At 64.3% G+C, this 12,348-nt stretch carries 10 protein-coding genes; 6 read left to right on the top strand and 4 right to left on the bottom strand.

Annotation, left to right across the window (positions count from 1 at the left end):
• Positions 1-83: 83 nt before the first annotated feature.
• From GE073_RS05695 to GE073_RS05680, 4 genes are all read right to left on the bottom strand, one after another.
• Entirely contained in the window at positions 84-1,610 is a 1,527-nt protein-coding gene (locus GE073_RS05695; protein ID WP_153782994.1) for a LutB/LldF family L-lactate oxidation iron-sulfur protein, read from the bottom strand.
• Complete coding sequence (locus tag GE073_RS05690; protein WP_028597852.1) at positions 1,607-2,335, bottom strand: (Fe-S)-binding protein; 729 nt, start codon at positions 2,333-2,335, stop codon at positions 1,607-1,609. The genes GE073_RS05695 and GE073_RS05690 overlap by 4 nt, the downstream gene beginning before the upstream one ends.
• A gap of 888 nt (positions 2,336-3,223) precedes the next feature.
• Entirely contained in the window at positions 3,224-4,474 is a 1,251-nt protein-coding gene (locus tag GE073_RS05685; RefSeq protein ID WP_153782993.1) for an MFS transporter, read from the bottom strand.
• Positions 4,464-4,973: a MarR family winged helix-turn-helix transcriptional regulator gene (locus GE073_RS05680; RefSeq protein ID WP_153782992.1), complete on the bottom strand. Its 510-nt coding sequence runs from the start codon at positions 4,971-4,973 to the stop codon at positions 4,464-4,466. Before GE073_RS05680 ends, GE073_RS05685 begins: the two co-directional genes overlap by 11 nt.
• Positions 4,974-5,106: 133 nt before the next feature.
• Here GE073_RS05680 and GE073_RS05675 point away from each other — a divergent pair, with 133 nt between their 5' ends.
• The 6 genes from GE073_RS05675 to GE073_RS05650 all read left to right on the top strand — a co-directional run bounded on the left by GE073_RS05675 (position 5,107) and on the right by GE073_RS05650 (position 12,013).
• Positions 5,107-5,757, top strand: a complete 651-nt coding sequence (locus GE073_RS05675; protein ID WP_153782991.1) for a DUF2306 domain-containing protein — start codon at positions 5,107-5,109, stop codon at positions 5,755-5,757.
• 585 nt (positions 5,758-6,342) lie between these two features.
• A complete protein-coding gene (locus GE073_RS05670) occupies positions 6,343-7,332 on the top strand; it encodes an ABC transporter ATP-binding protein (RefSeq protein ID WP_153782990.1) in 990 nt (329 codons plus the stop codon).
• Positions 7,329-8,330 (top strand): ABC transporter ATP-binding protein, encoded by a 1,002-nt coding sequence (locus GE073_RS05665; protein ID WP_228551303.1) that lies wholly within the window; start codon positions 7,329-7,331, stop codon positions 8,328-8,330. The genes GE073_RS05670 and GE073_RS05665 overlap by 4 nt, the downstream gene beginning before the upstream one ends.
• Before the next feature lie 126 nt (positions 8,331-8,456).
• On the top strand, positions 8,457-10,097 hold the full coding sequence (locus GE073_RS05660) for an ABC transporter substrate-binding protein (RefSeq protein WP_101809427.1): 1,641 nt from the start codon (positions 8,457-8,459) through the stop codon (positions 10,095-10,097).
• A 6-nt stretch (positions 10,098-10,103) separates the two neighbouring features.
• Positions 10,104-11,108: an ABC transporter permease gene (locus GE073_RS05655; protein WP_153782989.1), complete on the top strand. Its 1,005-nt coding sequence runs from the start codon at positions 10,104-10,106 to the stop codon at positions 11,106-11,108.
• A gap of 11 nt (positions 11,109-11,119) precedes the next feature.
• Complete coding sequence (locus tag GE073_RS05650; protein WP_153782988.1) at positions 11,120-12,013, top strand: ABC transporter permease; 894 nt, start codon at positions 11,120-11,122, stop codon at positions 12,011-12,013.
• Positions 12,014-12,348: the final 335 nt, after the last annotated feature.

Genomic DNA, 12,348 nt, shown 5'->3' with positions numbered 1-12,348 from the left:
CAGATTGAGCGGCCGCCTCCACCGCCCGGCCGGCTCCGACGCTCGCGCCGCCTGCGGCGCTAGCTTGCTGCCGCTTCATGTCCTCACCCATGCGAGTCTCCTCCTTTGCGCCCGCCCCGGCGCGCGAGCTCCTCCAGCCGTTTTTTCACCGCCGGGTCCATCTCCCGCAGCTCTCCCGTCAGCTCCTGCTCCAGCGTGCTCCACCGCTTGCGGAAAGGCTGCTTCGCCAGCGTCGGCGTCACGCGATACTTGTTCCAGCCCTTGAGCGGCCCGAGCCGCAGCCGAATCTCCCCGCCGCGGGCGACGAGCCGCTGGCCGAGCCGTCCCGCTCCAAGCGCCGCGCCCATGAGGCCGGCGCGGCCGGCGACCGCTCCGAAGCCTTTCATGCCCAGCGTCTCAAGCGCATCGGCGCGGCCGGCCTCGACCTTGCGCCGCCGCAGCGACACGAGCATGTCATGCAGCGGGATCTTGACCGGACACGCCTCATAGCAGGCGCCGCACAGGCTCGATGCGCTCGCGATGTCGTCCCACTCGGCGACGTTGCTCTTGAGCGCCGGCGTCAGCACCGCTCCGATCGGTCCGCTGTACGTGCCGCCGTAGGCATGGCCGCCGATGTGGCGGTACACCGGGCAAGCGTTCAGGCAAGCCCCGCAGCGGATGCAGTTGAGCAGCTCCTGGAATTCCGGGTCGCCGAGCTGGTTGGAGCGCCCGTTGTCGAGGATGATGAGGTGCATCTCCTCCGGACCGTCGGCGTCGTCCGCGCGCTTCGGCCCCGTGATGCCCGACATGTAGACGGTCAGCCGCTGGCCGGTGGCCGAGCGCGGCAGCAGCGTCGCCATCGTTTCGAGATCCTCCCAGGAGGGGATGATCCGCTCCATGCCCATGAGGGTGATCTGCGTTTTCGGCACGGTCGACACCATGCGGGCGTTGCCTTCATTTTCAAAAAGCACCATCGACCCCGTCTCCGCAATCGCGAAGTTGCAGCCGGTCATGCCGATGTCCGCCTCGAGGAACTTCTCGCGCAGCTTGCGCCGCACGAAGCCCGCGAGGATCGTCGTATCCGGCGGCAGCGTCTCGCCCGCCTCGGCCGACAGCAGCTCGGCGATCTGGTAGCGGTTCTTGTGGATCGCCGGGATGATGATATGCGACGGCGTCTCGCCCGCCAGCTGGATGATGTACTCGCCGAGGTCCGTCTCCACCGCCTCGACGCCGATCGACTCCAGCGCATGGTTCAGATGGAGCTCCTCGGTGACCATCGACTTGGACTTGACGACCGAGCGCGCTCCGGCCGACTCCGCGATCGCGAGCGACAGCGACACCGCCTCCTCGGCGGTCGACGCGAAATGCACATGGACTCCGTTCGCCCGCGCGTTGTCCGCGAACAGGTTCAAGTAGTAGTCCAGATGCGCGATCGTATGCAGCCGGATCTGCCGCCCTTGCTCGCGCCATTCGTCCCAATGGCCATGCGCCTCGGACGCCGCCTTTTTGCCCGAGCGCAGCCGCTCGGTCGTGAACTTGACCGCCTGGCGCAGGAACTCGTCGTTCAGCGCCAGTCCAGCCCGCTCGCGCACCGTGTCCGGCTGCGCGGGCTTGGCCTGCTCCTTGATCATCCGACTCTCGCTCCTTCCTCCAGCAGCTCCGCCAGATGCAGCACGCGAACCGGCTCGCCCCGGCGGCGCAGGTTGCCGGCGATGTTCATCAGGCAGGCCATGTCGAGGCCGACGAGCACCTCGGCTTCCGTCTCTTTCACATGGTCGGCCTTTTCCGTCACCATCGCGCCGGAGATATCCGCCATCTTGACCGCGAACGTGCCGCCGAACCCGCAGCAATCCTCGGCGAAAGGCAGCGGCACGAGCTGCAGCCCATCGACGCCGCGCAGCAGCTCGAGCGGCTCCTCCTTGACGCCGAGCAGACGGCTGCCGTGGCAGGACGGATGGTAGGTCACCTTATGCGGGAAGCGCGCCCCGATGTCGGTCACGCCGAGCACCTGCACGAGGAACTGAGTGAACTCGTATGTTTTGGAGCGGAGCTCCCGCGCCTCGCGCAGCGCCTCCGGCTCGTCCTTGAACAGCTCCTCGTAGTGATGGACCATGTACGTGCAGGAGCCGGACGGCGAGACGACGAAGTCGCTGTCCCGGAACGCGGCGAGGATCGTGCGGGCGGTCTTGCGCGCCTCGTCCCAATAGCCGCTGTTGTACGCCGGCTGCCCGCAGCAGGTCTGGACTTTGGGAAAGTCCAGCTTGACGCCTTGCCGCGCCAGAATGCGCGCCATCGCTTCGCCGACCCGGGGATAGATCGCATCGCTCAGGCAGGTGATGAACAGGGAAACTTTCATGAGTGCACCTCTCCGTTAATTGGTCAGGTTGTCAGACAAGTTGAGTTGATGCCATTATACGCCAGCCTGCTTCTCCGCGCTAGAGCGAATTCTGCCGTGGGGCCTCTTCGGGAGAGCTCTCGTCCGCGTCCGCTCTCGCTGGCGGCGCTGCGGATCGAGCTTCCTTCGGGCGACTGCAACCCGATTTTTTTCGGGTTGCAGCCTCTGATCCGCTCTCTCGGATGCCTGCAACCCGACTTTTTCGGGTTGCAGCCTTAGATTCGCCCTCTCGCACGCCTGGAACCCGACTTTTTCGGGTTGCAGCCTTAGATTCGCTCTCTCAGGTGCCTGCAACCCGATTTTTTCGGGCTATCGCCGACGGAACGCTCACCTCGGTGCCCAGTAACCCGATTCTTTCGACTTATTGCCCACTGGTCGCTCACTTCGGAGCCCAGTTACTCGGTCTTTCCGCGCAACTCCCCTGCTCCGCACCCTCTTCGAGCCCAGTTACTCGGTTTTTCCGCGTTACTCCTACGTCCGGTCACCTGTTCGAGTCCAGTTACTCGGTTTTTCCGCGCAACTTACAGGAAAAGAAAAAGGGACGAAGCCGAGCATAGCTCAGCTCATCCCTTCCCTTCTAGAACACCACGCTGCGCCGCCGCCACTCAGTGGCACACCCAGCGGAGCAGCGCATCTCCTAGCATCGCCTACTCAGGATCCGTGCCTCCGTCGGCTCATCCAGCACCGGCTGCCGCGTGCCTCCGTCGGCTCATTCGGCTCCGCCTTTCCGCCTCCCTACGACCGGATCATCCAGCTCCACCTGACGCGTACCTCCGTCGGCTCATCCAGCACCGGCTGCCGCGTGCCTCCGTCGGCTCACCCAGCCCCGCCTTCCGCCGGCTCCTCCTGCTAAGCGCGGCGCGCCCGGCGGCGGCCCAAGGCCAGCCCCGCGCCATAAACGGCGAGGAGCAGCGCCATCGACAGCGCCGCCCAGCGGTACATGACCGCATAACCGGTCGCGGCCGCGACGGCGCCGAGCAGCATCGAGCCGACCGCGACGCCGAGGTCGGTCGAGTTGTAGAACAAGCTGTTCGCCGACGCCTGGCGGGCAACCGGCATGCTGCGCAGCATCCACGCCTGCGCGGTCGGCTGAATCGAGCCGAAGCCGAGTCCGTACAGCAGCGCCGAGAGCAGCAGCAGCCCGGTCGTATCGGACCAGCTGAGCAGCAGCAGGCCGCCCATCAGCAGCAGCGAGGCCGCGGGCAGCACCGCGAGATGCCCGAAGCGGTCGAACAGCCGGCCGGCGATCGGCCGCACGAGCAGGATGGCGACGGCGTTCAGCAGAAAGAAAAGGCCGATATTCGGCAAGCCCATTTCCCGTCCGAACAGCACCAGGTAGCTCAGCAGGCCGCCATAGGTAACCGCCATCAGCGTATTCAGCAGCGCGGGCAGCCAAGCTGGCCCCGCCTCGCTGCGCCCGAGCTCCTCGCGCGCTCCTGCCGCTGCCGAGCCGACGCTCGCCCTCTCCGCGGCCGTGCCTCCGATTGCCGCAGCAGGCACTCTGACCCGGACCGGCGGGATGGCTCGAAAAACGAGCAGCAGCGGAATGATGACGAGCGAGGACGCCGCTCCCGCAAGCGACAGCGCGCGGAAGCCGAGGCCGTCCATGATCGACAGGCCGATCATCGGACCGAGCGACATGGCCATGCTGCTGGAAAGGCCGAAGTAGCCGACCCCCTCCCCCATCCGCCGCGGCGGAATGATGCCGGTCACCAGCGTCGGCAGCACGGTGCTGGCCATGCCGAAGCCGATGCCGAACAGCACGCGCAGCGCCAATAGCGCTTCGATGCCCGAAACGGCGGAAAAGCCGAGCGTCGCCAGCGCGGATACAGCCAAGCCCGCGAACAGCACGATGTTGCGCGAGATGCGGCCGAGCATCCACGCCGTCGCGAAGCGGGCGGCGATTGCCGCGAGCGCGAACAGGCTCGTCACGAGGCTGATGACGAACGGTCCCGGCGCGAAGCGCTCTTCGACATACGAGGGGAGCGGCGACATGAGCATTTGCAGGCAAAGGAACATGAGGAACGCTCCGAGCGTCAGCACGATGAACGAGCGTGTCCATAACGGCTCCTTGCGCAGCGTCAGCGGCTCAGCGCTCATCGGCTTCCTCCTGCGCCTCGGCCAAGGACGATGCCGGCGGCTGCACGATGCGCTGCAGCAGCTGCCGCAGCTGCGCCCGATCTTCCTCCGTCAGCGCGCGGAGGCCGATGTCGAGCGCCTTACGCTCGACCGGCCTGGTCTCCGCCAGCAATCGCTCGCCCTGAGCCGTCGCATGGATCCGCTGCGAGCGCCGATCCTTCGGATCGGGCTGCTTGACGATCAGTCCCTTTGCCTCAAGCAGCTCCAGAATGCGCGTCGTCGTCGGCTTGTCTTTTCCGGTCAGCTCGCCAAGCTCCCTCTGGATCCGGCCTCCGCGCTCGCAGATTCGAGCGAGCATCGACCACTGTTCCGGCGTAATATCCCAGTCGCGCAGCTGCTGCAGCAGCGTCAGGCTCACCTTTCGGTAAGCCGCTCCAAGCAAAAATCCGATCGAATCGTCCAGACCGGCGCCGGACGCCGGACCAGATCGAGGATGAGTCAAGTCTTCCGATGCATGCATGGTGGCTTTCCTTCTTTCTGTCCTGTTCATTAGTTGTCACAACAACTATACGCCTGTGAACGAAAAGGGTCAACCTGCGGGCATGGCGCCATGATACAATGGCCATCATAACGACAAGAAAGCGAGTCCTTCCATGTCCTCGAAAGCCGCTCTCCGGTGGCTGGCTGCAGCCGCTGCCGCCGCCGTCGCCTATGTGCTCTACAAATCCTATCTGGCCGACCCGCAGGCGGCCGGCTTTCTGGCGCTCAAGCCGCCCGGACAAGGGCCGGACAAGCTCGGCTCATGGCTGGCCGTGCTGCAGGTCCACATCGCCGCCGCCTGCGCGGCGACCGCTTGCGGCCTGCTCGGCTTCGCTCCGGCCGGCCGCCGCACGCCGCGCCGCCTGAACCTGCACCGCTGGAACGGCTATCTCTATTTCATCTGCGTCTTCCTCGTCTGCTTAACTTCAGGCTACATGGCGCCGTATGCGACCGGAGGCAAATGGGCCAGCGTCCCGTTCAACCTGCTCAACATGCTGTGGCCGGCGATCACGCTGCTCGCCATCCTTCGCGCCCGCAAGCGGCGGCTGGCCGCCCACAAGCGGCTGATGATCCGCAGCTATGCCTTTTGCTTCAACAACATGACGCTGCATCTGTTCACCGGCTTGTTTACGGGCTTGCTTGAACTGCCCTATGCCGCCGGCTATGCGGCCGCGCTTTACGCCAACATCGCCTTCCTGCTGCTCGCAGGCGAGCTCGCTATCCGAATGCTGCGGGTGCCCCGAGATGAAGGAGGCCGCGCTTGAGGAAAAGGATGCCGCAAGCGCGGCCCTTTTTCGGACCGGGAAATTACGACCGGGAATAGAATTGGAACTTGGCCGCCCCGCTCCGAATCCGCTTCAGCTTCAGCGAAAGCTGAAGCTTATTCCCGTTTCAACCGGTAGTCCAGGATCGGCCAACCTCTTTTGCATCGAAAATAGGATTCATTTTGCATAAGAAAATAACCTTTTTAACGTAAACTCGATCTTTCATCCGCAAATCCGACTGAATAGTTTGAATATTTTACCCTTTTAAACTACGTCAATAAACCTAACTCCATCTAGCATTGGCATCCATAAATGGGACTAAAGCCTCTTCCTCTTGCTCAAATGAAGCGCTTCCATATCAATTAAAACAAATAAATATCTGTAATAATGAGTATTTATTCACTATTTACGAACACACAGCTTTTGATTTACAATCAGTGTCACGAAATATGACGTATTTTCTTGCAGCTTTGCCGTTGTCCTCCTTTATTTCTCAAAAAAAGAAATTAAATCAACGCATTGCTTTCATGATGCATCAACGCATTAAAGTAAATAACATCCAAAACGTCATGAGGGAGAGATGGCATGGCACCGAGCCTGCTGGAATTGACAGACCTGCATACGCACTTCGCCACCGATCGCGGAGAGCTGCCGGCCGTGGACGGGATCGACCTGACGATCCGCTCCGGCGAGATTGTCGGCATCGTCGGAGAATCCGGCTGCGGCAAAAGCGTCACCTCCCTGTCGATCATGCGGCTGCTGCCCGAGCCGCTTGCCCGCTATGCGGGCGGATCGATCCGCTTCAAGGGCGAGGATCTGCTCCGCGCCAAGGAAAAGCGCATGAAGCAGGTGCGCGGCAACGAAATCTCGATGATTTTCCAGGAGCCGATGACCTCGCTCAACCCGCTGCTGACGATCGGCGAGCAGATCGGCGAGACGCTGCGCGTCCACCGTCCGGTAGGGCGCAAGGATGCCGCAGCGAAGGCGGTCGAGATGCTGCGCAAGGTCGGCATCCCCCGCGCCGAGGGCGTCGCCAAAGCTTATCCGCATCAGCTGTCCGGCGGCATGCGCCAGCGCGTCATGATCGCCATCGCGCTTTGCTGCGAGCCGGAGCTGCTCATTGCCGACGAGCCGACGACAGCGCTCGACGTGACGATCCAGGCCCAGATCCTCGACCTGATGAAAACGCTCAATCGCGAGACGGGCACGGCGATCATGATGATCACCCACGATCTCGGCGTCGTCGCCGAGCTATGCGAGCGGGTCGTCGTCATGTACGCCGGCAAGATCGTCGAGGAAGGCTCCGTCCACGATATTCTGACGGACCCGCGCCATCCGTACACGCAAGGACTGATCCGCTCCATCCCGCGTCTGGACGAGGAGCGCGAACGGCTGTACTCGATCCCCGGCCAGGTTCCGCGGCCCGGCGCGATCGCCCAGGGCTGCCGCTTCGCCCCGCGCTGCGAGCATGCGATGCCGATCTGCGGCGAGCAGCTGCCGGAGCTGATCGCGGGCGCCCGGCCGGCCCATCGCTCGCGCTGCTGGCTGAACACGGCCCAGGAGGTGGCGAATTGAACGCGGCGTCGAAGATCGAAACAACCCCGCAGGCCGAAGCGCTGCTCGAAGTCGAGGAGCTCCGCACCCATTTCCCGATCCGCAGCGGCCTGTTGCAGCGGGTATCCGGCCATGTGAAGGCCGTCGACGGCGTGAGCTTCCAGGTCCGGCGCGGCGAATCGTTCGGCATCGTCGGGGAGAGCGGCTGCGGCAAGTCGACGACCGGCCGCTCGCTGCTGCGGCTGCTGGAGCCGACGAGCGGACGGGTCCGTTTCGACGGCGAAGACTTCCTTGCCTTGAAGGACGAGGCGCTGCGGCGCAAGCGCCGGGACATGCAGATGATTTTCCAGGATCCGTTCGCCTCGCTCAACCCGCGGCACCGCATCGGCAAGATCCTCGAGGAGCCGCTGATCGTGCACGGCATCGGCAGCGCGGCGGAGCGCCGCGAGCGGGTCGCCCGTACGATGGAGACGGTCGGCCTCAGCGCCTGGCAGCTCGACCGGTATCCGCATCAGTTCTCGGGCGGCCAGCGGCAGCGCGTCGCGATCGCGCGGGCGCTCATGCTGGAGCCCAAGCTGATCGTCGCCGACGAGCCGGTATCCGCGCTCGACGTGTCGATCCAGTCGCAGATCCTCAACCTGATGCAGGACCTGCGGGAGCAGATGGGGCTGACGTACGTGTTCATCGCCCATGACCTGAGCGTCGTGAAGCATTTTTGCGACCGGGTCGCGGTCATGTACCTCGGCCGGGTCGTGGAGATCGCGGACAAGCGCGGCCTGTACCGGGAGCCCCGGCATCCGTACACCAAGGCGCTGCTGTCCGCGGCTCCCAGCCCGGTGCCCGGCGCGGCCGCCGAGCGGATCGTGCTGCAGGGCGACGTGCCCAGCCCCGCGAACGTGCCGGAGGGCTGCGTGTTCCACACGCGCTGCCCGGTCGCGATGGACGTCTGCCGCTCGCAGCGGCCTCCGCTGAAGATCGACGGCGAGGGACATGGAACGGCTTGTCATCTCTATCCTTGAGGCTCGAAGGCAGAGATTTCAACATCATACAGCAAGGCATAGACCACACTCGGCATCAACCAACGACAAGGGGAGGAATCGATCTTGACCATCATCAAAGGCACCAAATGGACTTCCACCACGGCGATGCTGCTCGCCGCGACGCTCGCCTTCGCCGGCTGCAGCGGCAACAGCAATGCGCCTGCGGCACAAAACGGCGGCGCGACCGGCAGCCCGGCGCCGACCACGAGCACGGCTCCGTCCGATGGAGCGGCCAGCTCCCAGGACACGCTCATCGTCGCTCGCGGCGGAGACTCCGCCGCGCTCGATCCGGCCATCGTCACCGACGGCGAATCGACCAAGGTGACGGAGCAGATTTTCGAAGGGCTGCTGTCCTACAAACCGGGCACGACCGAGGTCCAGCCTGCGCTCGCCGAGAGCTATGAGGTGTCGGACGACGGCCTCACCTACACGTTCAAGCTGCGCCAAGGCGTCAAGTTCCATGACGGCACCGACTTCAACGCCGACGCCGTCGTCTTCAACTTCAACCGCTGGAGCGATCCGAACAGCCCGAACAAGTACGAGGGCGACTCGTTCTACTATTACGACTCGATGTTCGGTCCGGAAGGGTCGCGCGTCATCAAGGAAGTGAAGGCGATCGATCCGGCCACCGTGCAGTTCACGCTGAACAAGCCGCAGGCGCCGTTCCTGCAGAACATCGCCATGCCGTCGTTCGGCATCGCGTCGCCCAAGGCGGTCGAGGAGAAGAAGGACAAGTTCAAGAGCGAGCCGGTCGGCACCGGGCCGTTCGTCTTCAAGGAGTGGAAGCGCAGCGAGTCGATCACGGTCGAGAAGAATCCGAACTACTGGCAGTCCGGCCTGCCGAAGCTGGCGCGCGTCATCATCACCGTCATCCCGGACAACTCGGCTCGCCTGACGGCGCTGCAGAACGGCGAGATCGACCTGATGGAGGGCGTCAACCCGGACGACCTCGGCACGCTGGAGAGCAACGCCGAGCTGCAGAGGATCGAGCGTCCGTCGTTCAACGTCGGCTACGTCGGCTTCAACCTGAAGAAAAAGCCGTTCGACGATCCGAAGGTGCGCGTCGCCCTCAGCCACGCCGTCAACAAGGAAGGCATCATCAGCGCCTTCTACGCCGGCCTCGCTGAAGCGGCGGTCAACCCGATGCCGCCGAGCACGCTCGGCTGGAACGCGGACGTCAAGGATTATCCGTACGATCTCGAAAAGGCGAAGCAGCTGCTCGCCGACGCCGGCTACCCGAACGGCCTGCCGGAGGAGATGGTGTTCTACGCCATGCCGGTCGCGCGCCCGTACATGCCGGACGGCAAGAAGGTGGCCGAAGCGATCCAGGCCGACTTCGCCAAGATCGGCGTCAAGACGCGCATCGAATCGCCGGAGTGGGCGACCTATCTCGACGACGCGAAGGATGGCGAGAAGGACGACCTGTTCATGCTCGGCTGGAACGGCGACAACGGCGATCCGGACAACTTCCTGTTCACGCTGCTGCACAAGGATACGATCGGCAGCAACAACTACAGCTTCTATTCCAATGAAGAAGTGAACAAGCTGCTGAGCGAAGGCCAGGCCGAGACGGATCCGGCCAAGCGCGAGGAGCTGTACAAGCAGGCGCAGGTGCTGATCAAGCAGGACGCGCCGTGGATTCCGCTCGTGCACTCGACGCCGCTGCTGGCGGGCAAGGCGAATCTCAAGGGCTACGTGCCGTCGCCGACCGGCGGGGAGCCGTACAGCGAAGTCTATTTCGAGTAGGCCGATATGCTGAACTATGCGATTCGCCGCCTGCTGATGCTCGTCCCCGTGCTGCTCGGCATGACGGTCATCGTGTTCATGATCATCCGGGCCATCCCCGGCGATCCGGCTGAGGTCATCCTCGGGGAAAAGGCCAGCCCGCAATCGAAGGAAGCGCTCCGTCAGGAGCTGAAGCTCGACGAGCCGCTGTACGTCCAGTACGGCGACTATCTCGGCAAGCTGCTGAGCGGCGACCTCGGCAAGTCAATCCGCAGCAAGGAGCCGATCGCCACCGAGATCGGGCCGTACCTGGCGGCGACGCTGGAGCTGACGGCGTTCGCGATGCTGTTCGCGATTGTCGTTGGCGTCAACGCCGGCATCGTCAGCGCCTGGCGGCAGAACTCCTGGTTCGACTATGCCAGCATGCTGATCGCCCTCGTCGGCGTGTCGATGCCGATCTTCTGGCTCGGCCTGATGGAGCAGTGGATCTTCGCGCTGGAGCTCAAATGGCTGCCGTCGATCGGCCGCGCGAATCCGCGCGACCCGGTCGACGCCGTCACCGGCCTGTACCTGATCGACACGCTCGTCGCCGGACGGTTCGACCAGTTCGGCACCGTGCTCAAGCATCTGGTCCTGCCGGGCGTCGCGCTCGGCACGATCCCGATGGCGATCATTGCGCGCATGACGCGCTCGAGCATGCTGGAGGTGATGCGCTCCGACTACATCCGCACCGCCAAGGCCAAAGGACTGTCGCAGCTCGCGCTCATCTACAAGCATGCGCTGCGCAACGCCTTCATCCCGGTGCTGACCGTCATCGGCCTGCAGTTCGGCCTGCTGCTCGGCGGCGCGGTGCTGACCGAGACGATCTTCGCCTGGCCGGGCATCGGGCGTTACATCTTCGACGCGATCAGCTCGCGCGACTATCCGGTCATCCAGTCCGGCATCCTGATCATCGCGTTCCTCTTCGTCCTCATCAATCTGCTGGTCGACCTGCTCTACGCGGCAGTCGATCCGCGCATCAGCTACAAGTAGGAGGGGTATCCGTGTCGCAACCGGCTGTGCGCCTGCCCGTCCCGCTGCCCAAGCCGGAAGAGGCGTCGTCCCCGTGGCGGGACGCCTGGCGCAGCTTCCGCCGCAATCGCATGGCGATGGCGGGGCTCGGCATCATTGTCTTTTTCATCCTCGTGGCCGCGCTCGCTCCGGTGATCGCCCCCTACGACTACAAGGAGCAGGAGCTGATGAACCGGCTCCAGCCTCCGGGCGGGGAGCACTGGCTCGGCACCGACGACCTGGGGCGGGACATCCTCTCCCGGCTCATCCACGGCGCCCGCATTTCCCTGTGGGTCGGCGTCTCGTCAGTGGCCGGCTCGATCGTCGCCGGCACGATGCTCGGCATCCTCGCCGGGTACTACGGCCGCTGGTGGGACGCGATCATCTCGCGCCTGTTCGACATCCTGCTCGCGTTCCCCGGCATCCTGCTGGCGATCGCCATCGTCGCCGCGCTCGGGCCGTCGCTGCAGAACGCGCTGCTCGCGATCGCCATCGTCAACGTGCCGGTGTTCGGCCGGCTCGTGCGGGCGAAGGTGCTCAGCCTGCGCGAGGAGGAGTACATCGTCGCCGCGCGCTCGCTCGGCATGAAGAGCTCGCGCATCCTGCTGCAGCATATCCTGCCCAACAGCCTCGGGCCGATCATCGTGCAGGGCACGCTCGGCATCGCGACCGCGATCATCGAGGCCGCGGCGCTCGGCTTCCTCGGCCTCGGCGCGCAGCCGCCGGATCCGGAGTGGGGCAAGATGCTGTCCGACTCGCGCCAGCTCATCCAAAAGGCGCCGTGGACGGTGCTCTTCCCCGGCCTTGCGATCATGCTCACCGTGCTCGGCTTCAACCTGATCGGCGACGGCCTGCGCGACGTGCTCGACCCGCGCATGAAGCGCTGATCGGGGCGCGGGGCGGGGCGCGTTCCCGCCCATCCAAGGCACATTTGTGCCTTGGATTTCCCATACAGGCGCCGCTCTCGCCCATCCAAGGCACATTTGTGCCTTGGATTTCCTTTTCCGACGCCTCTCCCGCCCATCCAAGGCACATTTGTGCCTTGGATTTCTCATTCCGGCGCGTTCCCGCCCATCCAAGGCACATTTGTGCCTTGGATTTCCCATTCCGGCGCCGCTCTCGCTCATCCAAGGCACATTTGTGCCTTGGATTGCCCATTCCGGCGCGCTCCCGTCCATCCAAGGCACATTTGTGCCTTGGATTTTAATTTCTATCATCCCAG

Origin of the sequence: Paenibacillus sp. B01 (assembly GCF_009649995.1) — a bacterium.
GTDB lineage: Bacteria > Bacillota > Bacilli > Paenibacillales > Paenibacillaceae > Paenibacillus_O > Paenibacillus_O pasadenensis.
The sequence above is the reverse complement of the archived record's forward strand: the minus strand, read 5'-3'. Positions and strand labels throughout refer to the sequence as shown.

Bases quoted from the DNA above. Each gene is read 5' to 3' on its own strand.
- GE073_RS05690 (WP_028597852.1), bottom strand. From the start codon at position 2,335: ATGAAAGTTTCCCTGTTCATCACCTGCCTGAGCGATGCGATCTATCCC.
- GE073_RS05685 (WP_153782993.1), bottom strand. From the start codon at position 4,474: ATGAGCGCTGAGCCGCTGACGCTGCGCAAGGAGCCGTTATGGACACGC.
- GE073_RS05680 (WP_153782992.1), bottom strand. From the start codon at position 4,973: ATGCATGCATCGGAAGACTTGACTCATCCTCGATCTGGTCCGGCGTCC.
- GE073_RS05675 (WP_153782991.1), top strand. From the start codon at position 5,107: ATGTCCTCGAAAGCCGCTCTCCGGTGGCTGGCTGCAGCCGCTGCCGCC.
- GE073_RS05670 (WP_153782990.1), top strand. From the start codon at position 6,343: ATGGCACCGAGCCTGCTGGAATTGACAGACCTGCATACGCACTTCGCC.
- GE073_RS05695 (WP_153782994.1), bottom strand. From the start codon at position 1,610: ATGATCAAGGAGCAGGCCAAGCCCGCGCAGCCGGACACGGTGCGCGAG.
- GE073_RS05660 (WP_101809427.1), top strand. From the start codon at position 8,457: ATGCTGCTCGCCGCGACGCTCGCCTTCGCCGGCTGCAGCGGCAACAGC.
- GE073_RS05655 (WP_153782989.1), top strand. From the start codon at position 10,104: ATGCTGAACTATGCGATTCGCCGCCTGCTGATGCTCGTCCCCGTGCTG.